Annotated in this window: 24 protein-coding genes and 1 pseudogene; 14 read left to right on the plus strand and 11 right to left on the minus strand. The window is 64.7% G+C overall.

All coding sequences use genetic code 11. The annotated features are described in order from the left end of the window. Window positions 1–11: 11 nt before the first annotated feature. Entirely contained in the window at window positions 12–2,141 is a 2,130-nt protein-coding gene (locus DVH23_RS08985; protein ID WP_114577111.1) for a (Fe-S)-binding protein, read from the minus strand. A gap of 145 nt (window positions 2,142–2,286) precedes the next feature. On the opposite strand from DVH23_RS08985, the gene DVH23_RS08990 reads away from it, so the two are divergent. After that, window positions 2,287–2,874, plus strand: coding sequence for a conditioned medium-induced protein 4 (locus DVH23_RS08990; RefSeq protein WP_114577112.1), 588 nt, complete (start codon window positions 2,287–2,289; stop codon window positions 2,872–2,874). A gap of 6 nt (window positions 2,875–2,880) precedes the next feature. Here the strand turns inward: DVH23_RS08990 and DVH23_RS08995 are convergent, their stop codons facing one another. Beyond that, window positions 2,881–3,288: a DoxX family protein gene (locus DVH23_RS08995; RefSeq protein WP_114577113.1), complete on the minus strand. Its 408-nt coding sequence runs from the start codon at window positions 3,286–3,288 to the stop codon at window positions 2,881–2,883. Further along, window positions 3,285–4,328 carry a sialidase gene (locus DVH23_RS09000; protein ID WP_114577114.1) on the minus strand — a complete coding sequence of 348 codons (1,044 nt, stop codon included), beginning with the start codon at window positions 4,326–4,328 and terminating at the stop codon, window positions 3,285–3,287. Before DVH23_RS09000 ends, DVH23_RS08995 begins: the two co-directional genes overlap by 4 nt. 132 nt (window positions 4,329–4,460) lie before the next feature. On the opposite strand from DVH23_RS09000, the gene DVH23_RS09005 reads away from it, so the two are divergent. Together DVH23_RS09005 and DVH23_RS09015 are read left to right on the plus strand one after the other, a co-directional pair. After that, on the plus strand, window positions 4,461–5,462 hold the full coding sequence (locus DVH23_RS09005) for a TatD family hydrolase (protein WP_114577115.1): 1,002 nt from the start codon (window positions 4,461–4,463) through the stop codon (window positions 5,460–5,462). A gap of 434 nt (window positions 5,463–5,896) precedes the next feature. Further along, complete coding sequence (locus tag DVH23_RS09015; protein WP_114577117.1) at window positions 5,897–6,673, plus strand: formate/nitrite transporter family protein; 777 nt, start codon at window positions 5,897–5,899, stop codon at window positions 6,671–6,673. A 226-nt stretch (window positions 6,674–6,899) separates the two neighbouring features. Here DVH23_RS09015 and DVH23_RS09020 read toward each other — a convergent pair whose 3' ends face one another. Further along, window positions 6,900–7,478 (minus strand): metal-dependent hydrolase, encoded by a 579-nt coding sequence (locus tag DVH23_RS09020; protein WP_114577118.1) that lies wholly within the window; start codon window positions 7,476–7,478, stop codon window positions 6,900–6,902. Window positions 7,479–7,874: 396 nt separating this feature from the next. On the opposite strand from DVH23_RS09020, the gene DVH23_RS09025 reads away from it, so the two are divergent. Beyond that, complete coding sequence (locus DVH23_RS09025) at window positions 7,875–8,261, plus strand: hypothetical protein (protein WP_198667889.1); 387 nt, start codon at window positions 7,875–7,877, stop codon at window positions 8,259–8,261. 171 nt (window positions 8,262–8,432) lie between these two features. On the opposite strand, the gene DVH23_RS09030 is transcribed toward DVH23_RS09025, so the two are convergent. Next, a complete protein-coding gene (locus tag DVH23_RS09030) occupies window positions 8,433–8,660 on the minus strand; it encodes a hypothetical protein (RefSeq protein WP_114577119.1) in 228 nt (75 codons plus the stop codon). 46 nt (window positions 8,661–8,706) lie between these two features. Between DVH23_RS09030 and DVH23_RS09035 the strand changes: the two are divergent. Next, window positions 8,707–10,049: pseudogene (locus DVH23_RS09035) on the plus strand (RNA-guided endonuclease InsQ/TnpB family protein). Window positions 10,050–10,220: 171 nt separating this feature from the next. Here the strand turns inward: DVH23_RS09035 and DVH23_RS09040 are convergent. Then, the gene (locus DVH23_RS09040) at window positions 10,221–11,267 is read right to left on the minus strand and encodes a hypothetical protein (protein ID WP_114577120.1); all 1,047 of its coding nucleotides are present in this window, start codon (window positions 11,265–11,267) and stop codon (window positions 10,221–10,223) included. A gap of 214 nt (window positions 11,268–11,481) precedes the next feature. Between DVH23_RS09040 and DVH23_RS09045 the strand changes: the two genes are divergently transcribed. Next, complete coding sequence (locus DVH23_RS09045) at window positions 11,482–11,940, plus strand: RDD family protein (RefSeq protein WP_114577121.1); 459 nt, start codon at window positions 11,482–11,484, stop codon at window positions 11,938–11,940. Window positions 11,941–11,989: 49 nt separating this feature from the next. Here the strand turns inward: DVH23_RS09045 and DVH23_RS09050 are convergent, their stop codons facing one another. Continuing rightward, window positions 11,990–13,273 carry an RNA-guided endonuclease TnpB family protein gene (locus tag DVH23_RS09050; RefSeq protein WP_114577122.1) on the minus strand — a complete coding sequence of 428 codons (1,284 nt, stop codon included), beginning with the start codon at window positions 13,271–13,273 and terminating at the stop codon, window positions 11,990–11,992. A 56-nt stretch (window positions 13,274–13,329) separates the two neighbouring features. On the opposite strand from DVH23_RS09050, the gene DVH23_RS24205 reads away from it, so the two are divergent. Continuing rightward, window positions 13,330–13,470, plus strand: a complete 141-nt coding sequence (locus DVH23_RS24205) for a hypothetical protein (protein WP_198667890.1) — start codon at window positions 13,330–13,332, stop codon at window positions 13,468–13,470. A gap of 238 nt (window positions 13,471–13,708) precedes the next feature. On the opposite strand, the gene DVH23_RS25150 is transcribed toward DVH23_RS24205, so the two are convergent. Continuing rightward, on the minus strand, window positions 13,709–14,821 hold the full coding sequence (locus DVH23_RS25150; RefSeq protein WP_114577123.1) for a transposase: 1,113 nt from the start codon (window positions 14,819–14,821) through the stop codon (window positions 13,709–13,711). Between the two features lie 246 nt (window positions 14,822–15,067). Between DVH23_RS25150 and DVH23_RS09060 the strand changes: the two genes are divergently transcribed. From DVH23_RS09060 to DVH23_RS09070, 4 genes are all read left to right on the plus strand, one after another. Continuing rightward, entirely contained in the window at window positions 15,068–15,286 is a 219-nt protein-coding gene (locus tag DVH23_RS09060) for a zinc ribbon domain-containing protein (protein WP_114577124.1), read from the plus strand. Further along, window positions 15,286–15,447, plus strand: coding sequence for a hypothetical protein (locus DVH23_RS24210; RefSeq protein ID WP_198667891.1), 162 nt, complete (start codon window positions 15,286–15,288; stop codon window positions 15,445–15,447). Before DVH23_RS09060 ends, DVH23_RS24210 begins: the two co-directional genes overlap by 1 nt. 176 nt (window positions 15,448–15,623) lie before the next feature. Then, complete coding sequence (locus tag DVH23_RS09065; RefSeq protein WP_114577255.1) at window positions 15,624–17,282, plus strand: TrkA family potassium uptake protein; 1,659 nt, start codon at window positions 15,624–15,626, stop codon at window positions 17,280–17,282. Between the two features lie 95 nt (window positions 17,283–17,377). Further along, a complete protein-coding gene (locus tag DVH23_RS09070) occupies window positions 17,378–17,614 on the plus strand; it encodes a hypothetical protein (RefSeq protein WP_157972364.1) in 237 nt (78 codons plus the stop codon). Between the two features lie 107 nt (window positions 17,615–17,721). Here the strand turns inward: DVH23_RS09070 and DVH23_RS09075 are convergent, their stop codons facing one another. After that, window positions 17,722–18,414 (minus strand): helix-turn-helix domain-containing protein, encoded by a 693-nt coding sequence (locus DVH23_RS09075; RefSeq protein ID WP_114577126.1) that lies wholly within the window; start codon window positions 18,412–18,414, stop codon window positions 17,722–17,724. A gap of 448 nt (window positions 18,415–18,862) precedes the next feature. Beyond that, the gene (locus tag DVH23_RS09080) at window positions 18,863–19,972 is read right to left on the minus strand and encodes an SPFH domain-containing protein (RefSeq protein WP_114577127.1); all 1,110 of its coding nucleotides are present in this window, start codon (window positions 19,970–19,972) and stop codon (window positions 18,863–18,865) included. A gap of 319 nt (window positions 19,973–20,291) precedes the next feature. Between DVH23_RS09080 and DVH23_RS24215 the strand changes: the two genes are divergently transcribed. Beyond that, a complete protein-coding gene (locus tag DVH23_RS24215; protein WP_198667892.1) occupies window positions 20,292–20,858 on the plus strand; it encodes a DUF4870 domain-containing protein in 567 nt (188 codons plus the stop codon). 100 nt (window positions 20,859–20,958) lie between these two features. Here the strand turns inward: DVH23_RS24215 and DVH23_RS09090 are convergent, their stop codons facing one another. Further along, window positions 20,959–21,999: a DUF1611 domain-containing protein gene (locus DVH23_RS09090; RefSeq protein ID WP_114577128.1), complete on the minus strand. Its 1,041-nt coding sequence runs from the start codon at window positions 21,997–21,999 to the stop codon at window positions 20,959–20,961. A gap of 218 nt (window positions 22,000–22,217) precedes the next feature. On the opposite strand from DVH23_RS09090, the gene DVH23_RS09095 reads away from it, so the two are divergent. Both DVH23_RS09095 and DVH23_RS09100 read left to right on the plus strand, forming a co-directional pair. After that, a complete protein-coding gene (locus tag DVH23_RS09095) occupies window positions 22,218–23,228 on the plus strand; it encodes a PLP-dependent cysteine synthase family protein (protein ID WP_114577129.1) in 1,011 nt (336 codons plus the stop codon). Continuing rightward, window positions 23,228–23,890, plus strand: a complete 663-nt coding sequence (locus tag DVH23_RS09100) for an aspartate/glutamate racemase family protein (protein WP_114577130.1) — start codon at window positions 23,228–23,230, stop codon at window positions 23,888–23,890. The genes DVH23_RS09095 and DVH23_RS09100 overlap by 1 nt, the downstream gene beginning before the upstream one ends. Window positions 23,891–23,974 lie beyond the last annotated feature (84 nt).

Below are 23,974 nucleotides of genomic sequence, written 5' to 3' on the forward strand. Positions count from 1 at the left end.
CTCGACGCCGACTACGCCGCGTCCCGATCGATCGCCTCGACGAGCAACTCGGCGACGTCGACGATTTCGACGTCTTCCTCGAAGCCGCCCGTCTTGCGGCCGTCCTCGAACATCGTCGTACACATCGGGCAGGCGACGACGAACTTCTCGACCCCGCTGGACGTGTCCTCGATCGCCTCCCGAAGTCGTTCCTCACTCGGCTTCGGGTCGTCGTCAAACTCCATCCAGAGACCCCCACCACCGCCGCCACAGCAAAAGGAGTTCGCGCGGTTCCGGGGCATCTCGACGAGCTCGCAGCCCGTCGCCCGGATCAGTTCTCGTGGCGCCTCGTACTCGTCGTTGTATCGCCCGAGGTGACAGGGATCGTGGTAGGTGACGGTGTAGTCGAGTTCGTCCCCCGCGAGGTCGAGCCGGCCCTCGCTGACGAGGTCCTCGACGGCCTGGGTCCAGTGGAGTACCTCGATCTCTCCGTCCCGGTTCCACTGTTCGTCGTAGTCGAAGGGCATCATCGGGTCGTCGGCCCAGGTCGCGAAGTCGACCTCGGGGTACTCGTTTTCGAACGTGTTGTAGCTGTGGGGGTCGGTACAGACGAGCGTCTCGAACTCGCAGGCCTCGAAGGACTCGACGTGGTGGCCCGCGAGCTCGAGAAAGAGGAACTCCTCGCCCAGCCGGCGGACGTCGTTGCCGTCGTACTTCTCCTCCTCGAAGAGGATTCCAACGGAGACGTCGGCGGCGTCAAAGATGCGGGCGAGCGAGCGGGCGACCTTCCTGTTCCGGTCGTCGTAGCTCGGGTAGTCCCCGACGTACCAGAGGTACTCGACCTCCTGTTCGCGGGCGTCCGTCAGGTCGAACTCCAGGGGATCGGCCCAGTCGGCCCGAGACCGCTGGGAGTTGCCGAACGTGTTTCCGTCCTGCATCACGTTCTGGAAGACGTCCTGGACCCCCGGATCGACGTCGCCCTGGTCTACGAGTTGACGGTTGAGCCGGGTAAAGGAGTTCAGGTGGTCGATCTCGACGGGACAGGAGTCGACGCAGGCCAGACACGACAGGCAGGACTCCATCGTCTCGGCGTCGATCACCGAGGAGCCCCCGTCGGCGACGATCGGCTGCTCCCCCCCGTCGTCGGCCCGCTGCTCGCGATAGCCCTTCAGATCGAGGATGACGTCCCGCGGGTCGAGGGGGCGGCCGGCGGCCTTCGCGGGACAGACCGACGAACACCGGCCACACTTCGTGCAGGCGTCCTGATCGAGCAGCTCCGACCAGGTGAAGTCGTCGATGGACTCGGCACTGGTCGCCTCCAGATCCGCCGGGATCCCGGGCAGTCGGGCGCCCGAGTGCTCGTCGCGGACGACCACGTTCGCAAAGGACGACAGCATGTGGAAGGGCTTCGCGTAGGGGATCCAGGCGACGAAGGCGAGCGCGAGAAGCGAGTGCGACCACCACGCCCACCAGTGCAGCGAGTCCGCGAGGTCGGGGGTGACGCCAGCGGCCTCGAAGGCGAGCGCCGTCCCCCAGCCCACGAAGCTCACGACCTCGAAGGGAGGGTAGCCAGTCGCCAGGATCCGGAGACCCTCGAGGACGAAGCCGCCGACGCCCAGCGCGAAGAGCACCCAGACGAAGAGGGTGTCCTCCCGGGAGGTGTGCCGGCCCCAGAGCCGGTCTTTCCGGACCCAGTAGCGCCGGTAGAGGGCCATCCCGATCCCGACGACGAACAGCAGCCCCATCGCGTCGACGACGAACTGGTAGCCCAGGTAGAAGTCGCCGACCCAGAAGGAGTTCCGTCCGAGGAGGAGCTGCCAGACCTCGAGGTCGACGGCGAGGATCGTCGTCGCGATCAGCAGCGTCAGAAAGCCCCACATGATGAAGGCGTGCATCAGCCCGCCGTAGAGATCCCGGTTGAACTGGCTCTCGTTCGAGAGCGCGATCCGTGCGGCCTCGACGGTCCGCTCGCCGAGGTCGTCGAGCCGGGGGATCGGGTCCTCGACACCCTCGGCATACCGGGCAAAGCGAGCGTAGACGCCGTAGGCGAGGACGACGACTGCGACAGCCGCCAGATAGTAAAAGAGCAGCTCCTCGACGCCGCTGATCCCCCGGAACGTCTCGCGAGTCGGGGAACCGGCCGCGGCCGCAAGAATTGCCATGGTCGTTCACCGACAACGACGGCCTTAACTCTTGTCACCTTCCGGGAGGGTTCGGATCGCCGCGATCGTCTCCGAACGCGACTCACTCCCACCCGACGAGGGCCGACAACAGCCTTAAATAGCCGCCTCTCGCCAGTCACTGTCCATGGACGAGAAGACCGAGGAGCTCCGGGACATCTTCACGGAGGTCACCGAGGGGGAGGAGACCGTCACCGAGTCCCAGGAAGAGGGCCGCGGCTCGCTCGACCGCGACGAGCGAAGCGTCGACGAGCGCCTCGAGGAAATTGTCGCGGAGATGCGCGAGCGCTACGGGTTCGAGAGCGATCTCGGGGACGACGAACTCCTCTCGGTCGTCGAGGAGTTCTACGAGGGGAGCGACGACGAGGAGATCGCCGACGTCGTCGGCCGCGATCCCGAGGCGGTCTTTGCCGCCCGGATGGACCTCCACCTCGTCACCGAGGCCGACGGCGAGGGCGTCGACCTCCCTACGGTCCGGGAGATCGAGGACGACGACCGCCTCGCCGCGGAGTTCGATCTCGATCCCGAGGCGGTCCGCCGGTATCGCCGCGTCGCGGCGGCCAGAGACGAGTCCCTGGCGGCAAACGACCGCTACCGCGAGGAGTTCGACAGCCTGCTGGCCGACGCCGACCTCCGGGCACGGCTCGCCGAGGACGTCCGCGAGGACGGCTTGGAGGACGCGACCGAGGGGATGGAGACGGACGTCTCCTTCTAGCTCCGTCTACGGCCGGGACCCGTCGGCCCGTTCGCGGTCGGCCGCGTCCAGAAAGACGAGGGCGGCGCCGAGCAGGGCGACGTTTTTCAGGAAGTTGATCCTGTTCGCCTGCCGTTCGCTTCCCTCGAGCCGCCAGAAGTCGTGGATCGCGGGCGTCGTCCCCAGGAAGAAGACGACGAGGGCGCCCGCCGACGCCCGCGGGAACCTCCAGAGGACGATCCCGCAGTTGGCGACGAAGAGCATCCCCGTGACGAAGGGAACGAGGAGATCGGGCATCGGGACGCCCTTCTCCGCCGCGATCGCGACGCGTTTCTCGTTGTCCCGGAAGCCATCCAGGGCCATGTATGCCAATATCCCGCCGTACAGCGCCCGGCCGAGCGCGGAGGGCGGGTCGCTGTATCGGCCATCGGTCATTCGACCACCCCGATCCGGCTGACGTTGGCGCCGACGCGTCCGACCGTCTCGTACTCCCCATTACGCCGGCGCATGATCCGACCGGAGACGTCGTCGCGCTGGTCGGGGACGTCGAAGAGGCCGGAGCCACAGAGCACGCTCCCGTCGTAAACGGTCCAGGTCTCGATCACCTCGTGGGGCTCGCCGGGGAAGGAAACCCGCTCCCAGTCCCGGCCGAAGTTCGTCGATTCGAACAGCGCGACCTCGTGGGAGTCGTCGACCCACGCCGGAGGCGCCTCCTCGCCGCCACAGAACAAGAGGGTTCCGTCGTGGACGAACACCCGGCGGACGTAGGAGTAGTCGTTCCCACGGTCGATGCGCTGCCAAGACCCGCCGGCGTCGGTCGTCCGCCAGAGCCCGCCCTCGCCGACCGCGTGGCCCAGCCCGAGGTTCTCGAGGTCGAGGTCGAGATAGCCGGTCGTCGCGAGCCAGACGTCCTCCGAGATCGGACGCACCTGGTGGACGTCGTCGACGATCGCGTCCCGGCCGTCGCGCCAGGTCCGTCCGCCGTCCCTGCTGACGTGGATCCCGCCGGCCTCCACGCCGGCGATCAGGTGGTCGGGCCGGCCGGGGACGGTCTCGAGGGCGCGAAGCCGGGCGTAGTGGGGATCGATCGGCGACTCCCAGTGGCCCCGGGAGGGGAGTTCTCGAAAGCCCTTCAGCTCCGACCAGGTCTCGCCGTCGTCGGTCGAACGATAGAGGTAGGGGTCGTTCGTGCCGGCGTACAGCGCCTCGCGGGTGGCGAGGATCGACCAGACCTCGCTCTCGCCGGCGTGCCAGAACCGATCGCCAAGCGGGACCTCCAGGTCCGCCCACGTCTCGCCGCCGTCGGTCGAGCGGTAGGCGCCGGTTTCGCTCGCGACGAACGTTCCTTCGGTATGCTCCCAGGACCGGACCGCCGTCACGACCCCGCAGTCGAGGGCTTCCTCGACCTCGTCGCGCTCGAATGGCACCTCGTCGACCCGGTGGAGGCCGTCGTCCGTCCCGATCAACAGTGACATACAGGTGTGTGACCGGGGCGCATAATAAGGTTTACCGCGCTGTAAAACACACCGTCGCGACGAGACCACGGACGGGCGATCCGACGGCCACGCCGCCACCGGACGCCGATCCATTCGAACACCGACTCCACCATGACCCCATCACAGCCGACGAGGCGCCCGACGGACGCAGCGTACGGAGACCGCGAGACGAAGTATCCCACCGAACTCCTGAACCTCCCCTGGATCGACGTCCACAACCACGCCCACACCCTCTCCTGGGACGACCGCGAGCGCTACGCCCTCGCGGGCTGTCGGGCGATGGTGATGGTCGCCTCGGGCTACCACTGGACCCCCTACAAGCCCGTCCGGGCCGCGGACGTCCGGTACCTCTGGGACGACGCGATCAACCGTCGCCCGGCGATCGAACGCGACCACTTCGTCGAGGCCAAACTCGGCCTGGGGATCCACACCGGCGTCCGGATCGAGAACCCCGACGAGTTGCTCGGGGCAATGGGGGACTATCTCGAACTCGAGGAGGTCGTCGCCGTCGGCGAAACCGGCGTCACGCCCAGCCAGCACGTCAGCCGCTGGGAACTCGACGAACAGCGCGCCGTCGTGGAGGCCCAGATGGAACTCGCGGCCGACCACGACCTCCCGGTCATCCTGCACACGCCCAACCAGTCGAGCGATTCCGGGCGGTCGTACCGCCCCGAACTGGGGACTCCCGGCTACGAGAAGAACCCGGGACTGGGCCAGGACCCCGTGATCGACGGCGAAAATCCGGCGCTAGAGGCGGTGAAGGTCGACGTCGAGGCCGCCCGGGACGCGGGCCTGGCCGAGAAGCGGGTGGTCGCCTCCCACGCCGATCCCAACAACACCGCATACCTGATGGAAGAGACCGACTGCTATCTGAGCTACACGATCGGCCACTCGTGGCTGATCGGCGTTGACGCCGGGGACGTCGCCGACGCCATCGAGGCGTACGGCCCCGACCGGATCATGGTCGACACCGACTGTGCGAACGTGCTCCGGACGGACCCGCTTGCGCTGAAGCGGGCGATCCTCGAGCTCTACCGCTACGGGATCGATCCCGAGGCGATCCGGACGGTAGTGCTCGAAAACCCCCGCGAGGTCTTCGGTATCGGGGGATGACACGGACCGCCGTCCGTCGGTGTCGGGGAGCCACGGCCTCGGAGTAGCCCCGGGAGGGAGGGAGGTCGGACCCGTGCGACCGGAAACGAGGTCGGTCCGCTCGCCACCGGGACCCCGACTGGCGCCTCCCGGCGCGTCGATCCTCGAGCGGAGGACACTACTCCCGGCAATCGGTCGCCGGCGATAGGCTGGTGACTCTCGCCGTTCAATGCCCCACCATTCACACGCACGTCTACTGAGCCGGGGTCGGAAACCGGTCTCGACGGTCGAGATGGGACCAAACGGACGGGGCGCGAGTGAGACTGCGTTTGCCATCCAAAACACTCACATGCGACCGACCGTCGTGAGCAACGAAAAAACGGATACCGGCTCGACTGCAAGCCGACAGCGGGTAGAGACTCGTGGATGACTCAGGATCCGATCGGGTCGCGGTCATGGAACAGATACCGACGCGAGACGTTCTCGATTCGTTGATCGAGGACGGGCTCCACGAGATCAATCGCGAGAGATCCGGGCTGTTGCTCTCGGGCTTTTCGGCGGGCCTCGATATCGGGTTCGGCCCGCTTCTGATGGCGGTCGTCCTGACCCTCTCGGAGGGATCGTTCGGCGACCTCACGACCGAGTTGGTGGTGGCGAGCATGTATGCGGTCGGCTTCATGTTCGTGATCCTGGGCCGGTCGGAACTGTTCACAGAACACACCACCCTGGCCGTGGTCCCGGTCCTCGACCGGAAGGCGTCGCTCGGCGAGTTGACCCGTCTCTGGGGGTTGGTGTATCTCGGAAACATCGGCGGCGGCCTCGTGTTCACCCTCCTCGCCGTGGTCTTGATGCCCGGACTCGGCGTCGTCTCGCCGGAGGCGTTCGAAACGATCGCGTTGAAACTCGTCACGCACGACTTACACTGGCTGTTCGTCGCCGGCGTCTTCGCGGGATGGCTGATGGGGCTGCTGGCGTGGCTGATCACGGCCGCACAGGGGACGCTGGCCCGGGTGGTGCTCATCTGGATCGTGACCGCTACGATCGGACTCCTCCACCTCCCTCACTCCATCGCGGGCAACGTCGAGGTGCTGTTCGGGGTGTTCATCTCCCCGGAGATCACGGTGCTCCAGTATCTCGCCTTTCTCGCCCTGTCGACGGCCGGAAACGCGTGTGGCGGCGCAGTGTTCGTCGGCCTGCTCAAATACGGTCACGTCGTTCGCGGGGCGAATTGAGACTCTCTCGCGCCTACAGAAACGGGAATCCACGATGTGCATAGTCAGGTCGCGCGTTTCCTCGGTTCACAAGTACGCTTTCGCGTGGAACGTCGGTGACCGCCACCGGTTGTGACCAACTGTATGCTGTTCGGCGCGTATAGCCTGTCATTGGGACCGTCCTCCCTGTCGACTACAGGCGTCAACGACGACGAGCCCTTCTCCCGAGGACGCCCCGGGGAGGGCCTCAGTAAAAACGGTCGTCGCTCGTCGAGTCGCCGATCCGGAACCGGGTCTCGATCGGATAGCTCTCGTAGCGCGCGAGCGCGACGTGGAGCGCGACTGCTACGGCAAGCAGCCCGAAGTTCCAGACCGGGGAGTCGTAGTAGATGACGTCGACGATCACCGGTTGGTTATAGATCGGCCAGAACGGGGTCAGCGGCGCCGCAATGTCGGGCGCCGAGAGGATGTCCGCGAACAGGTGGCTGAAACCGCCGACGAGCATCCCCAGCGTCGCGAACGCGAACGTCGTATCGCGGGTGATCGTCGTGCTTCTGATCCAGCGGTTCTCGTTGAATCGAACGGTGAGCCATCGGGAGGCGACCGCGCCACTGAGGACGCTTACGGCCCCGACGAACACGATCGTATGGGTCACCCCGTGGTGGGTAATCGGAAGCACCTGCCGGAGCACCAGATCGAGGTCGGGGAGCATCGCAGTCACCAGCGCAAACGCCGTGAACCCGAGGGCACCGCGCCGGCCCCAGAGGAGCCACGCCGGCGTCGCAAACAACAGCGCCATCGCAAAATGTCCGCTCACGTCGACCATCACGGTGGACGACTATAGGGACGATGATAGCCCTTGTGGCTCGGCCCCTGGGTTGTGGCCGGGTCACGTACAGCGAACGGAGAGCGACACGACCAGCGGCTCGTTCGACGTGGAGCGTACCCGGTCCTCGAGATCCCCGGACGACCCCCGGTCTCCGGTCGTCAGCGCCCGCCGGCGACAAGTTTATTACCATTGGAAACCACAGCTTCGATGTCGACCCCTCCGTTGGTCGACGCCACCGTTGCCAACTCACGTCACCCGCCCCCGATATGCTCACGCAGGGGGCGGTGATTCCGTCTCCGACCGGTTCTCGCCGAGCACCCGCCGTCGACGCCGGACCGACGGGTCACCGGTCGCGCCGTAATATCGAAGTGGGGCCGGCGAGAACGGAAAACGATGCCGTCACTGCTCGAGCGCTTACTGGGGACCGAGACGCCCGACGAACAGGTCGACCTCGAAGCCCGGCAAAACACGGCGGACGAGACGCTCGGCGATCTCCTCGCGCCCGGGGACTCCGGGGTCGAGGACTGTGGCGTGACCGGCGTCGCGGTCGTCAACGAGGGGCCCGATGGCGAGCCGGTCGTCGTCCCCATCGTTCGCTTCTCGCTGGGCGAGGACGTCGAGACCCCGGACATGGACCTCGTCTGGGAGCTCGTCGGCACCGCGATCGATGCCGTCGAGGCGGCCGACGACATCGACGACGAGATCGCGCCCGTCGCCTGGGGCGAGTGTACGGACTACCTTTCAACAGCGAGAGAGTCCCGCCGTTCACGGCGGGCGTGAATCGCGTAAGCTCCGGTAAGAAACCGCCGAGTTACTGCTGATCTTGAGTCTCCAACGCTTCAAGACCGGCTTCTAACACTTCTACATAGGCTTCTGACAAGTCCACATCATTCGCTTCTGCGTAGTCTTTGAGCCGTCCGTGCAAGCCGTGCGAAATGTCGATTGCTGGCCTCATTGGTATTTCCCGTATTTCTCGTAAGAGTTCTCGGCGTGGTGGGGATTCTCATCTTCACACTCTGAGCAGACGAACAGGTAACTTTCCGGTTCCGTGTCGTGCTTTTCTTTGAAGCGTTCGCGGGCCGCCTCTTGGTCCTCAAACAATCCAATCATGTCCACGGTCATCCAGTCGTCGCTGGTCTGCCCACAGATGTAGCAGGTTAGTGGCGTTTCAGTCGTCATGTCTCATAAGACTTATTTGACGTAGAGACGTAAAAAGAATTGTGGCATGAAGCGCACTAACACGTTCACCGTGCGACCGCTCTCTGACGATGGAGAGCAACTGCTACGGGACCTGTTGGACGCTTCCGCCGCTCTTTGGAACGAAGTCAACTACTAACGCCTCATGCGGTACAACGACGAGGACGAATTCGAGGGCGACGTATGGGACGCCGATACAGGCAGTCTCGAAGGCAAGTACAAAGGCGTTCTTGGCGCGTCCACCGCCCAACAAGTGATACGGAAGAACAGCGAAGCGTGGCGTGGGTTCTTCCAGAACAAGAAGAAGTTTTACGACGAGTCGAACACGTCGGTTACAGAACACCCCGAACCGCCGGGTTTCCGTGGCAACGAGGACGATGGACGCCAACTCAAGACTGTCATTCGCAACACGTCGTACACCGTTGAATGGGGCGACCGCTCCCGGCTTGAGATCCTTATCGGGAGCGAGTTGAAAGACCAATACGACCACACCGGACGTCTCCGGCTCGAAATCGCTGGCGACCCAAACTGGCCTGAGTACGACAAACAGGGTCGATTGGCCTGTGGTACGACGAGACTGGTTGCACGTTCAGGGCTTCGCAACCCGTGACTGTTTCTGCCGATACACGGGACACTCCACTGGCCTCAGAGAAGGCCGCTCTGGATATTGGTACAAACAATCTCGTCGCCTGTACCACCACGACCGGCGACCAATACCTGTACGAGGGTCGCGAGTTGTTCCATCGGTTCCGCGACACAACACGAGAAATCGCCCGGTTACAGTCGAAACTCGAAGAAGGTCGATACAGTAGCGAGCGTATTCGGCGTCTGTACCGCAAACGAACTCGTCGCCGCGACCACGCTCAAGAAACACTGTGTCGTGACCTGCTCGAACGACTGTACGATGAGGGCGTGGACACAGTGTATATCGGTGGCTTGACCGACGTTCTGGAAACCCACTGGTCGGTCGAAACCAACGCTAAGACTCACAACTTCTGGGCGTTCAAGCAATTCACCGAACGACTCGCCTGTACTGCCGAGGAATACGGTATCTCGATAGAGGTTCGGTCGGAAGCGTGGACGAGTCAGGAGTGTCCACAGTGCGGTTCGACAGACCGAACGACACGGCATCAAGACACGCTCACCTGTCCGTGTGGGTTCGAAGGTCACGCCGACCTTACAGCGTCAGAAACGTTCCTGAAGCGGCATACAGAGAAAGCAGTCAGGCCGATGGCACGGCCCGTGCGGTTCGAGTGGGACGACCACGAATGGTCGGGGAGACCACACCCTCACGAAAGTCCCGAAGAACAGCGCACAGACTCGAGTACCGTCCACCGCGACGGGAATGTTGCCTTCGAGGAATCGGCATAGCCGAGACTCCCACGGAGGAAACCCCGTCGTGAACGACGGGGAGGATGTCATAGCCGGACGACCAACGCGGCCCTCGTCGTCGGGGGGACGGCCGCCGCCGCGGGCGCCAGTGCGAGCGCCGCGAGCTGTGCCGGCGCCGGCGCGGCCGGTGGGACGTGCTGATACGGCTGACTACGAGGACGGAGATCCGTCCTCGGGACCGGTGACCCCGGCGAGATAGCCGAAGAACGCCTTCTTGCGGGCAGTATTAGGATCCCACCGGACCGGCGGCGACTGGTAGCCGTGCCAGTAGTCGTTGTGACCGGGGTCGAAATACCCCCACGAGGCTCCCGACTCGATGGCGGCGTCCAGATTACTGACCGAGCCGAACCCGAAGTGGTCGTCCTCGTTAAACACGATCGGCAGGGGCTCGTAGGACGGCCGGTCCCGTACCTCAGCAACCATCTCGCGGATCCGAGCCGGGTCATCGACGCCGTTGCCGTGCAACAGGACGACGTCCGAGGCGGCGACGACGTCGTCCGGTGGCACCGTTCCGCCACTGAAACTCGTCCCGACCGGGTAGCTGAATCCATCCCGTTCGATGGTACGGACGCGCTCGATCAGCTCGGCGACCCGTCCGACGTCGATGACGTCGTGGTCGTAGTGGATATCGCACTCATTGGCTACCTCGATCACGACGTTCGTGTATCCCTCGTCGAGGAGCCACTCGATGGCGCTGTCGACGGCGTTCGTTACCGCCGTCTCGTCTTCTAGCACGTCATCCTGGCCGAAGTAGAACAGCCCGAGGATCACGACCATGCCCAGCCGGTCCGCCCGGTCGAGCACCCGCCGCAACCGGTCGAGCCAGTCGGGTTTCAGGCTGCCGTCTGGCCGATAGGCCGAGACGACCCAGGGCTGGTCGCTCGAGTAGCCCTCCGGGCTGCCACACTGCAGATTGATGGTGACCGCCCGCAGTCCGTGGGCGTACCACTCCGGCATCGCGGCCAGAAACTCGCCGACGTTTCGCTCGGGATCCCAGGTGTCCGTGTCCGGATACGCCCAGTTGTCGACCGTCTCCGGGTTCGAATCGTCGAACAGGGCCTGAATCATTCGAGAGTTAAACAGGCGACCCTCGATCGATCGTCCCTCGTGGGTCCGTCCCTTGTAGGTCGGCGCGTCGTTGATCGTGACCGTCTCGCCCTCGATCCCGACTCGCGTGTGGCGGCCAGATCCGAACATACGTCTCGTCTCCCCGGGACCGTTGTATAGTTGTGGTCGGCCCGAGCACGGACTCGCCACGAACGCCCGTCGACCACGCGCGTATCGACGCGAGGGAAGGCACCGATGGGCGGGAGAACCGGCTAGCATCGATCGCAGCACTCGCCGGGCGGTTTCAGGCCGAGAAACTCCGCCAGCGGGTTTTCCTCGTCGTCCTCCCAATCGCGAACTGCCAATGGACGGAACTGATGACTCGACGCAGTGTGGAGTCGGCATCCGGGGCGTCGCGATGGCAATCGATACAGTCGTCTGGTTCCTGCTCTTCATCGCCGCCATCACCCTCGTCGGACTCATCGCCGGCCAGGCGGAAACCAGCGCGAACGGCGTCGATACGGAACTCGGCGGCAGCCTTGCTCTCGTGGCGCTGGTCCTCTGGCTCGGGTTGTCGGTCGGCTACCACACGCTCCTCGAGTGGCGCTTCGGCAAAACGATCGGCAAATACCTCGTCAGCGTCCGGGTGACGGCCAGCGACGGGTCGGCGCCGTCGTTGCGGGCGTCGTTCGTCCGGAACGTCCTGCGGCTCGTCGACTGGCTGCCCGCGTTCTACCTCGTGGGCATCGGGGCGCTCGTCCTCTCGGAGCAGCCGACGCGACTCGGCGACCGCCTCGGGAACACGCACGTCGTCCGCTCATGACATCCTCCCCGGGGTGAACGCCGGGGTTTCCTCGCGCTGGGAGTCTCGGCTATGCCGAGTCCACGGAGGCAACTTGCGGGTCTGTGTGCTCCTCGTTGGGACGGGGAGAGCGTGGTGGCTCCAGCCAGTCGTGGCTGTCCCACTTGAGGCACACGGGCCGTGCCATCGGCCGTGGTACGTCTGCTTCGTGGCGTCGGAGGAACGTCTCCGACGCGGTGAGGTCCGCGTGACCTTCGAAGCCGCAGGAACACGTTAGCGTGTCTTGGTGCCGAGTCGTGTCCTCCGTCGAACCGCACTGGGGACACGTCTGCGAAGTCCACGCTTCCGTCCGCACTTCGACGGTGATGCCGAACTCCTCGGCTGTACACGCCAGCCTCTTCACGAACGCACGGAACGCCCAGAAGTTGTGCAGCTTGGCGTTCGTCCGAACCGACCAGTGCGTGTCGAGTACGTCGGTGAGGTCGCCGACGTACACGATGGAAACACCCTCGTCGTACAGCCGTTCGGTCAGGTCTCGACAGAGCGCGTCCATCACGTGGTCGCGTCGTCGGGTCCGTCGACGGTACAGCGAGTCGATTTGCTTCGAACTGTACCGCCCTTCCCGAAGCTTCGACTGGAGTTCGGCAATCCGTTGGGTGGTCTCGCGGAACCGTTCGAACAGGCCGCGGCCTTCGTACAGGTACTGCTCGCCGGTCGAAACCGTACAAGCGACGATATTGTTCGCGCCGATGTCCAGAGCGGCGGTTTCGTCCGCCAGTGGTTGTGCCAGTCGAGAATTGTCGATTGTGACTGGCTGAAAGGCCCTGAACGTCTCGCTCACGTCGTCGTAATACAGTTCCAACCGGCTCTGTTTGTCGTACTCGTTCCAGTTCGGATTGCCCCGAACTTCGAGCCGGAGCCGCTCTTGGCGTCCAAGACCGTACTCCTCTTTCAGGTCCTGGCCGACCAGGATTTCGAGACGGGAGTATTCCCCCCACTCGACAGAGTACGACGTGTTGCGGATGTACGTCCGCAGTTCGCGGCCATCGTCTTGGTTGCCCCAGAAGCCGGGCTTGCCGTTGGCTTCGCCCTTCTCACGGAGTGCGAAGAACGAGTTCCACGCTTCGCGGTTCTTGCGTTCGATCTGTTGAACGGTCGAAGCGCCGAGCGTACCGCCATACCGTCCGCGGTACTCGTCGATCTCCCACACGTCGCCGTCCGGATCGTCGAAGTTGGTTCGGCGCTGGTAATTGATCTCGTTCCAGAGTGCGGCTGAAGCGTCCAACAGGCGGCGAAGTAACTCCTCGTCCGCGTCGGACTGAGGGACCACTTCGAACTCGTTGGTGCGCTTCATCGCTACTTCTGTGTACGAGCGAAACTAACATAAATATACGGGTTCTCGTAGGTACTGTGTCGAACCACGTTAACATCGAAGTGTCCGACGACGAACAGTACGAGCGCATCAAACGTGTAAAGAACGAACACGGTCTGACGTGGCGAGGGATGTTGATCCACGCCACCGACGACTTGGAGACTCCGGCCGGCGAGTAACCGGTGGTTTGTGTCGTCAAGTGACGCGATTCACGCCCGCCGTAAACAGTAGACGCCGATTCAAACTGAAAGCGGACGAAGTTCGACCTTCCCGCTACCCTCATTGAGGAAAACCGGAACAGACCCTCACAGAACGGATTCGAAAATTGAGGGATCGCCGCCGCTCGGCGGCGATCCCGAGCGTTACCACTCATCGGAGGCGTTTTGACCGGTTATCCCGGTCAGTGTGGCTCAGCCGCTATCCGTAGTCTGTCGAGAGAATAAACGTACGGAAGATTCGTGTCGAGAGTGGCGGTTTCTTCGGAATAGAACCGTTCACCAGGAGGACGTTCGCTAACACCCACAGGTTGTACAACGCAACGGCGAACAGGAAGTAGAACAACCGAACCGAGAACGTCGGCGCCGACGTTCTCGGCAGGAAATCACCGATCTGGCGATACGACGTTTCGATGCCCCAGCGGCGGCGGAACGCCGCCGCGTACGCTCTTGCTGTCTCAGGTTCTACGTCGAGGTTTGTGACGAACCAGACGTGATCGTCCTCGCTCGTTCGATGTGGCACAGCGAACACGGTGACATCAACCACTGCTGTCGGTGGCCGTTTTCGCTGCATTCGGTAGGCATCGACGACCGTCTCAGCGCCGGCGCTGAGACGGTCTTTCATTCCCTTACTTGGCCGTGCACGGACGATATAGTCGATCTCTAACTGTTCCAGTTCTGTAACGACGTGCACCTGGTAGAAGCCTCGATCGAGATAGACGTGTCTGATCGACACGTACTGGCGCGCTTCGACGATGAATGAGCGAACGGCTTCCTGCTTCGCACGGAAGCCGTTCGCGTCCAACGGGATTACAGCGAGAGTAAATCGAACACTGGGAGCGACGATACACAGCGTCGCAAAACAGTACGCTCGGGTCGTTCCATGATCGGGATAGGTAGTGAGAACGTGATCAGTAGCAGCTGAGCCGTAAAACTGCCACTCGTGAAGGTCGATCGCAACGTCAACACGAGAGGGAAGCAACCGGCGTGAGCGAAGAACCTCACAGAGACGGTCGCGGACGCCATCGAACTGAGCGTCGATGGCGCCCGCGGTGAGGCGTCGAAGATGATAGAGCAGCGATTTCGCGAGCGGGTTCCGAGCCGTCGACGTCACGTCGACCGGCTCGGATCGATCCAACTGGACAGTCTTGGCACCCGTGTTAGCGAATTCTTGAGTGAAGGCGATTCGAGAGAGGACTTGCTGGAAGTCCTCTCTCGAGTAGGATCCACAGGGATTGATACCAAAATCCAGTTCCGGATAGACGACGCGTGAGGCGGCACGACAGACCTGTTTTGCTTCGTCGGTGTCGACCATGCCGACGACTACGAACTGAACCGCCAGTTAGGTTCGGCAACTACTGTAAACGGCGGGACTCTCTCGCTGTTTAAGGTAGCCGGCCGCGGGGAGTCGAGGAGTCCGGGGAGGCCGTCCGTCTCGTCGAGCCGATGGCTCTCGATCACGGCGAGGAGTGGGTCGGAGGAAGCGGACGCCTGCTCGTTTCTCTTTCCGGGCCAGTAACGTTGCCCCAACCGTTTTATACATGTCATCGAATGTTGGTGTATGGGTTCCGAAGTCGGCGGCGAGCGAGGGTGTCCCAAGTGTGGCCACACGGAGACGGACGTCGGCGAGATCTCCACGACCGGCGGCGGGCTCTCGAAGATGTTCGACGTTCAGACGAACAGCTTCGAGGTGGTGTCGTGTACGAACTGCGGGTATTCGGAACTGTACCGGAACGCCACGTCCGGGTCGAGCGATATCGTCGACGTCTTTCTCGGGTGATGGCGGGTGCAGTGTTGGTCCTGTTCGGCGCCGTCGCGATCATCGCGCCCCTCGGTCTGTACCTGCTCGTCCGCGCCGAACACGACGACCGCGAGACGATGGGCCGCGAGGCCGCCGAGCGCGCCGCACGCAGGGACACTCCCGAGGACCAGCACGACTGAGCCGAGGACCAGCATGACCGAGTGACGACGGGCGACACGCTGCGTTGCGTCCGTCGAGACCGAAAGGGAGTTTCGTCCCCGATCCGGACGGTCCGTCTCCGACCCTATCAGGGGCGTCAGGAACAGGCCGTCGTTTAATGCAGTCCGGCTGTCTTGGTGGAATCGGAGAGCACTACATGCGCGAACTGCGGAACATCGAGGGGGTACATCCACGAGATCTCACGCAGCGTCAGCGACTGTTAGTGGGTTTCGTGATCGGTCTCGTCTCGGCCGTCCTCTTCCTGGCGATTACCTACAACTGGGGAATGCGAACGCTCGAGGACCGTCCCCAGTCGATTTTTCGATCGGTCCAGATAGTGGTTCAGGCATTGACGACGACGGGATTCGGTGGGGATGCGCCCTGGGCATCGCCGGGGATGAACGTGTTGATGACGATAATTCAGGTGAGTGGCGTCGTCATCGGATTCGTCACGCTGCGCGTCCTGGTCATCCCCCTGTACGAGCGGACGCCATTGAACCTCGAGGATCGGCTCACGAGCAAGTCCGACCACGTCGTCATCGCGGAGTACCGGCGTGACACCGACCTCCTCCTCGAGGAACTCGAGGAACTCGACGTCGGCTACGTCCTCCTCGAATCCGACGAGGAGGAAGCGAAACGCCTCTCGGACGACGGCTATCAGGCGATCAAGGGAGACCCCGAGGAGCGAGACGACCTCGATCGTGCGACGATCGAGCGAGCGTCGCTGCTCATCACCGACGCCGGCGACAACACCGCGAGCATCGTCCTGACCGCACTGGAAGCAAATGAGGACCTGCGCGTGATCAGTTTCACGGAGTCGACGCGCCGCGAGCGGGCGCTTGCGGAACTCGGCGTCGACCGAAGCATCCCTCCCCACGCGCTGATCGGCCGGCGGCTGGCGGAGAAAGCGACGCTCCCGGTCACGATCGACGAGCGGTCGGATGCGGACGATATCGACGTCCGTGAGATACTCGTCCGGCGGGATAGCCCGCTCCACGGCGCCAGGGTCGACGAGTCGCCGATCACGGCCCACCCGGATCTGACGCTGGTCGCCGGCTGGTTCGACGGCGAGTTGCGTCTCCCGCTCGCAGCCGACGACGAACTCACGCCGAACACGGTCCTGGTCGTCGCCGGACCCGAAAGCGAGATCGACGACGTGGCAAACGAGATCGCGGGCGGTCGCTCCCGGCGCATCGAGCGGTCCTCGACCGTCATCGTTGCCGGCTTCGGGGAAGGGGGCACCGCAGCCCTCGAGGCGCTTCCGGAAGACGTCTCGGTGACGACCATCGACGATTCGGCCGACCGGACGCCCGACATCGTCGGCGACGTGACCGAGCCCGAAACGCTTCACGACGCCGGTATCGAGGAGGCCTCGGCACTCATCGTGACCGTCGACGACGACTCGACGGCCCTGCTGACGATCGCTATCGCCCGCTCGCTGTCGAGCGAGGTGGAGATTCTCGTGCGTGTAAACGACACGGAGAAAGTGAGACCGGCGTTTCGAGCGGGTGCCGACTACGTCCTTGCCATTCAGCGAGTCTCGGCTCGACTGGTCGCGACGGAGGTCCACGGCGAACGAGTCATGGATCCGACGAGCCAGATCCGTCTCGTTCGGGCCGAGGGCGCTCCGTTCGCCGGGCAGCGACTGGAAGAGGCTCGCCGCAACACCGAGCGTGGATGGACCGTGATCGGCCTCTCGCGCGGTGGCACCGTCCACACTGACGAGCGAACCACCATCGAGGCCGACGACGACGTGTTCGTTGCGGGCAGCGACGCGGCGATCCAGGAGTTCGAGCGAACGGTCGACACTCCTTGATCCGATCCGAGACCGGACGGCTTCGGCGCGAGAGACGGGTCGCCGGCACGTACAGGCACCACGTTCTCCCCGCCGACTCCCGAACCATCGTGTGGATGACTCCGTCCGACACGGGAGATCGCGCCGAGGCGCACGTGCTGATGGAGTGGTCGTTGTGGGACCAGCGGGACGACGAGCTGACCGGTCGCCGCGTCAGGGTCGTCCCCCACGATGGTCCCCAGGGAGCGTGGAAGGCGATCCTCGAAATGCAACCCCACGCCGAGTGCTGGGTCGAGCGGGCCACGATCGGGTACGGGGACTCGATGGAGGAGTTCGTGGTCGACGATCCCTAGAGAGCGGTTTCACACCGCACGGACAGCGAGTCCCCCTTCGGGTCGGCGGGGTTCTCGTGGCCCTCCGCCGTCTCCCGGGAGAACGAAACGCGAGCGGGGCAGTGTCGTCAGCGAGCCGCCCGTTCGGTCGTGGCGCCGCCCCGGCCGGCCTCGCCGATCTGCTCGCTGGCGAGGACCTTGTTCGCTCGCCGGAGGCGCTCGGAGAGCGCCTGATGGGAGATCCCGAGTCCGGCAGCGAGGTCCTCCAGCGAGATCCGGCGGGGAACGTCGTAGTAGCCCCGCTCGTAGGCCTCGTTGATCGCCTCCTCCTGGGCGTCGGTAAGCGCCGCGGTCGCATCCAGGTCGGTGTTGTGGCCGGCCTCGACCATCCGTTTGACGTCGACGGTGATCCCCTGCTCTTCGAGTTCGCCCACGGCCGCAGAGAGGCGGTTCCGCTCGGGGAACAGGAGGCGGACCGTCCAGTTGCTGGCCGAACACTGCGCGTCGAGGATCGTCCCGTCGTTCGAGACGATCGCCGAGTACAGCTCACCGATCCCCGAAGCGTACTCGATGCGGTAGAGCCACTCGCCGTCGTCTCCCTCGGCCAAGAGGCAGTCGAACCGCTCGACCGACGGATCCCCCGAGAGGGCGCCCTCGATCTCGGCTTTGGGCTCACCGGCGACCCAGACCAGCGGCATCGTCTGCTTTGGTCCCTCGGCGACGACGCTTTTGATCCGCATCTCGAGGTCGGGCAGCGCCTCGAACGTCTCGGCGAGCGCGACGTCCCCGGAGGTAAGCGCGAGTTCGGTGACCGTCGTCACGCTGTCTCACCCCGGGTTCGGGGCGACCGATACGCGAGCGACACGTCGTGACTGCCGGCTAGTTGGGTATGAGTCATGGGAAGGCGGATAGGTTCCGGGCCGACACCGCGTGGCCACCCGGATCGATCCTGTCTTTCGATACACCACCCGCTCGGTTGCCTTGTGGCCTTGACTTGTCCGACAGTTTACGTCGGGTCCGATAGTCTGCATCGGGGACACCGAGACCCCGCCGCTCTCGGATCCGAACGGTAGCGTCGACGACACGCCAGAAACCGGGATGAAACGGGATGGAACGATCTCCACGACGCCTGGGCGTACCGAGAGCGACGGAGCCGACGGGAACGCCGGATCCGCTACCTACACACAGTCCACACGTCCCAGCCAGCGCCGAGGGTCGACCCCATCGCGAGCACCGGTCGTCCGCAGTGCCGGACGCCCGCCGTCCCGACTACTCGCCGTCGCGAGAGGCCGCGTCGGCGGGGCCGGTCGGTCCGGGCGCGTCCACGCCCTCCTTGACCGCCTGGGCCTGTTGTTCGAGCTCCTTTAGGTCCATCTCGGCTTCCGCGTCGATCTCGCCGATGATCTCGGCGATGTCGTCGAGCCCGATCAGCTCGCGGGTCTCCGCGTCGAACTCGAGGCTCTCCAAGCTCCCCTCGCCCTCCGCGACGTCGCTGCCCGTGAGGTGTTTGCCGTAGCGCCCGACCATCGAGGTCAGCTCCTGGGGGAGGACGAACGTCGTCGATTCGGACCGGCCGATCTCCCGTAAGGTGTCCATCCCCTGGTCGATGATCGCGCGCTCGCCCATCGATTCGGCGGATTTGGCCCGGAGGACGGTCGAGATCGCATCCCCCTGGGCCTCTAAGATCTGGCTCTGTTTTTCACCCTGGGCGCGGATGATGTTCGACTGCTTGTTCCCCTCGGCGCGCTCGACGGCGCTGCGGCGTTCGCCCTGGGCCTCAAGGATCGTCGCGCGCCGACTCCGCTCGGCGGAGGTCTGTCGTTCCATCGCACGCGTGACCTCCTGGGAGGGGGTGACCTCCCGGACCTCGACGGCCTCGACCCGGATGCCCCACTCGTCGGTCGGCTCGTCGAGTTCCTTGCGAATTCGGGCGTTGATGTGCCCGCGCCGGCTGAGCGTCTCGTCGAGCTCCATGTCGCCGAGCACCGCACGAAGGGTCGTCTGTGCAAGGTTCGACACCGCGCGCTTGTAGTCGTCAACCTCGAGAAACGCCCGTTTGGCGTCCATGACCCGGATGTAGATGACGGCGTCGGCGGTGACCGGCGAGTTGTCCCGCGTGATCGCCTCCTGGCTCGGGACGTCGAGCGTCTGGGTCCGGACGTCGAAGCGATGGACCGTCGAGACGAACGGCGGCACGACGTTCAGGCCCGGCTCGAGGAGCTTGCGGTACTCTCCGAAGACGGTGAGCGCACCGCGCTCGTAGGCGTCGACGAACGTCACCGTCTGCCAGATGGTGATGACAGCGAGGAGGAGGACGAGCGTGCCGACGCCGACGGCCAACTCCGCACTCTGTAACGGAAGGGGTATCACGTCAATCATTACCGCTAAAGAAAGGTCTCAGATAGATAACTCTTCGCCCCGTCTCGGGACCGGGACGCGGATTGGCTGAATCGAGGTGCTAAGCCCCCTTCCTCAGCGAGCGCCGACCGAACGGGAGGCGCGAGTAGGGCGGGGTAGTTCACATCTCGCGTGGGCGCTCGCGAGTAGACGACTGCCGGGCGCGAGGCAGGCCTCCGTGGCCAGCCGGCGACGCTGACCGCGAGGACACCACCAAGAGCAGCCGACGAGCCTTCTTCGACAGAACCGGGCACAACTATCGTTATATTGTGTGGGAACGTACAGTGTTCGAGGGATACCAATGGGAACCGATCCAAACGATTCAATCGATAGCGAGGACGACTCGCTCAATGACGACGACCCGATCGATGACGACGACGATCTCGAGGTCGAGACCGGCGGGTTCACGGACACCGGCGAGAGTGATTTCACCGAGTCCGGGGATGACCCGACCCGGGAGCGCTCGACGGTCGTCGGCACTGAAACCGGCCTAGACGAGAACGTGGCCGGGGCACTGAGCTATCTGCTCGGGCCCCTGACCGGGATCCTGTTTTACGTCTTGGAAGACGAGAACCCGTTCGTACGGTTTCACGCCGCCCAGAGCACGATCCTGTTCGGCGGCCTATTTGTGGTCGGGATCGTCCTCTCGATGACGACCGCGGTGTTCGCGATCATTCCGGTGCTCGGGTGGCTGATCTCGGCGGTCCTCGGGCTCGCCCTGCTCTTGATTACGCCCCTTGGATTCGTCGTGTGGCTGTTCCTGATGTACAATGCCTACACCGGAAACGAGTACGAAGTGCCATACGTGGGGCCGTACGCCCGGCGATACGCCCCCAGCGAAGCGGATCCCCTCGAGTCGGAGTTCTAGGGAAAGGGCTTGGCGGCCCCGAGACGGGGCCGAAAGGCGCTCGGTTTGAGCAGCCGATCGATTCTCCGGACCGGACGAGAGCGGATCGTCGGTCCGGAACTTACTCGAGGGCGTCCAGCAGGGGTCCCGGACCGTAGCGGATGACGTCGGTCGCCGGTGCGCCGATCTGGTTTTCGTACGCCTCGACGGCGGCTCGGGCGGCAGCCTCCTCGTCGATGTCAGAGGTGTCGAGGGCGCCCCCGAGGAGCTCGGTCGGGCTAATGGGGTCGGCGATCGAGGTGTACCATTCGACGTACCGATCGGCCGCGGGTAGTGGAACGGGCTCGAAGTTGTGATAACTCTCTCTGGTCGCGTCGTGGCAGAGCACGAGGTAGTCGGGTCGCGCGCCGTGGAGCAGGGCGATCGAGTCCGCGGCAAAGGCCGGGTGGACGATCGATGCCTGGCCCTCGACGACGAGAAGGTCGTGGTTCGCCCCGATCTCGACGACCAGTTGTTCGGCCGCGCCGGCGGCGAAATCGGCCTGGACGCGGTCGATGGCGATCCCGCGGCCGGTGATCGCGATCCCGGTCTGGCCGGTCGCGACGACGCCGGTCGAGATCCCCCGTTCGCGGGCGGCGGCGGCGAGTTCCATCGTCGTCGTCATCTTGCCGACCGCACAGTCGGTGCCGACGGTGAGGACGACCGTCGCGTCGACCTCCTCGGCGATCCCGCTCGCGACCGGGAGCTCCGAGGGAGGTTCTCTGAGTTCGTGGATCGTCGCGTCGTACTCGGCCGCGAGGGCCGCGAACTCCGGGTCCTCGCTCAACTGGTCGTGGAGCCCAGAGACGACGTCACAGCCGCGCTCGAGCGCCCGCACGATGTCGGCGCGCCACCGGTCGTCGATCCCGCCGCCGACCGGCGCGACGCCGATCAACAGCGCGTCGACGGGCTCGGTGACGTCGTCCATCGTCGCCCAAATCGGGGCGTCGGGGAGGTCGGGAAACGACTCGCGGGTCCGGGAGCCGGCGTGGTCGTGGGCGAGGACGGCCGCGATCTCGTAGTCGCCGTAGCGCATCACCCCCTCCATCGTCTTTCCGTTGTCGGGGTAGCCGCCGTGTGCGAGGATCGCTATCCGGTCGCCGAATCGCGAGGCTGGGGCCATATCGAACACTCGCCGTACCCGCACGTCAGTGTTGCCCGGCGTCGGCCGGTCGGAGGGCGCGAGCGTCCGTCGGTGCGTCCCCGCGGCGTCGGCGGGGGCTTGCCTGCGAAGCGCGAACGCTATTGTTCACGGACGTCCATTGACGAGGTCATGGACGAGTTCTTGGGAGAGTGCCCACCGGTGGTCGCCATCGGTCGTCAGCCCACGGAGCGACCCCGATGACGGACTCAGACCCGCTCGCCGAGGGCGACCTCACGACGGCCGAGAGCGTCGGCTCCGCCGACCGGGCCGGGGACGACCAGTGGCCGCCGTTTGCCATCACGGATTCCGTCCTCCGCCAGGTCGGCGGGACGCCGCTTGTGGCCCATCCGGCCGACGACGTGCTCTGTAAGATGGAGCGCCAGTCGCCGACGCTCTCGCACAAGGACCGACTCGCCGTGGGGATGCTCCTCGCCCTGAAGGATCGCGGCGAGTTGGCCGACGGGCAGCGGGTCGTGGAAGCCTCCTCGGGAAACATGGCCGGCGGCGTCGCACTGGCCTGTAACCGCCTCGGCCACCCCTGTACCATCGTCAGCCCCGAGACGGCCAGCCCGATCAAGATGGGGTTCGTCAAGGCCCTCGGCGCGGAGTTGATCCAGGTTCCCGCCGTCTCCCACGACGACGAGGACTACTACCAGAAACAGGCCGCCAGACGCGCCAACGAAAGCGACGCCCTCTATCTGAACCAGTACGAGCGGGCGTTGAACCGCGAGGTCCACGCCGCCTGGACCGGGCCCGAACTGTGGGCCCAGATAGAGGATCGCCCGGTGACCCACGTCGTCGCGGCGACGGGCTCGGGAGGAACGATCTCGGGGATCGGCGCGTACGTGGGCGCCCAGGACGACTCGATCCGGATCGTCGCCGTCGATGCCGAGCACTCGAACGTCAGCCGGGATTTCTACGGCCAGGAGCGAGAGGAGTACGAGACCGAGATCGAGGGGTTGGGCCAGTACCGGACGACCGAGGCGATCGAGTTCGACGCCATCGACGAGATGGTGTCGGTCGCCGACGACGACGCCGTCGCCCGTGCGAAGTCGGAGGCCGCCGACCACGGCCTGTTGCTCGGCCTCTCGAGCGGGGCGGTAATGGAGGTCGCCCGCTCGATCACGGCCGAGGACGACGATGCCTGCGTCGTCGCTGTCGTCCACGACGGCGCCGAACAGTACTTCCACCAGGTCGAGGGCTGGTGATGCTCGGAGTCCTGGGCGGGGTCGGCCCCGCCGCGACGGTGAACTTCCTCGAGACCCTGCTCGCGGTCACCCCTGCCGAACGCGACCAGGATCACGTCGAGTCGATCGTCTACAACGACCCGACGATTCCCGACCGGACCGAGGCGATCCGGGGGACCGACGACGTCGGCGACCAGTTGGTCGAAAACGCGAGGGCCCTCGATTCGATGGGCGTCGATTCGATCGTGATCGCGAGCAACCTCACCCACTACTGGTACGACGACGTCGCCGAAGCAGTGGACGCGGAGGTCCGCCACATGATCCGGACGACATGTGAGACCATCGGCGACCGCGAGTACGACCGCGTCGGGATACTCTCGACGACGACCGCCCGCGACGTCGGCCTCTACGAGGAGTTCCTGGACGGGGTCGAGGTGGCCTATCCCGAGCCGATGGAGCCGCTGATGGACGCGATCTATCGGTACAAAGCCGGCGAGAAACGGGCGGCCCAGTCGTCGATCGCAGGGCTCGTCGAGGCGTTGGCGTCGGAGGTGGATGCCGTCGTCCTGGGCTGTACGGAGTTCTCGGCCATGGAGTGGTCCCTGCCGGTGGCGACGATCGATCCCGTGGAAGTCGTCGCACAGGACGTGGTTCACGAGTTCGCTTCCGAACCGGTCGAATGAATTCATGGGTTCACCCAGTGTGCAGCCTCCCAGTCAGCTGCTTTCTTCGTGAGAACCTCCTATTGCAGCTGCTGATTCCATCCC

Source organism: Saliphagus sp. LR7 (genome assembly GCF_003344565.1).
GTDB lineage: Archaea > Halobacteriota > Halobacteria > Halobacteriales > Natrialbaceae > Saliphagus > Saliphagus infecundisoli.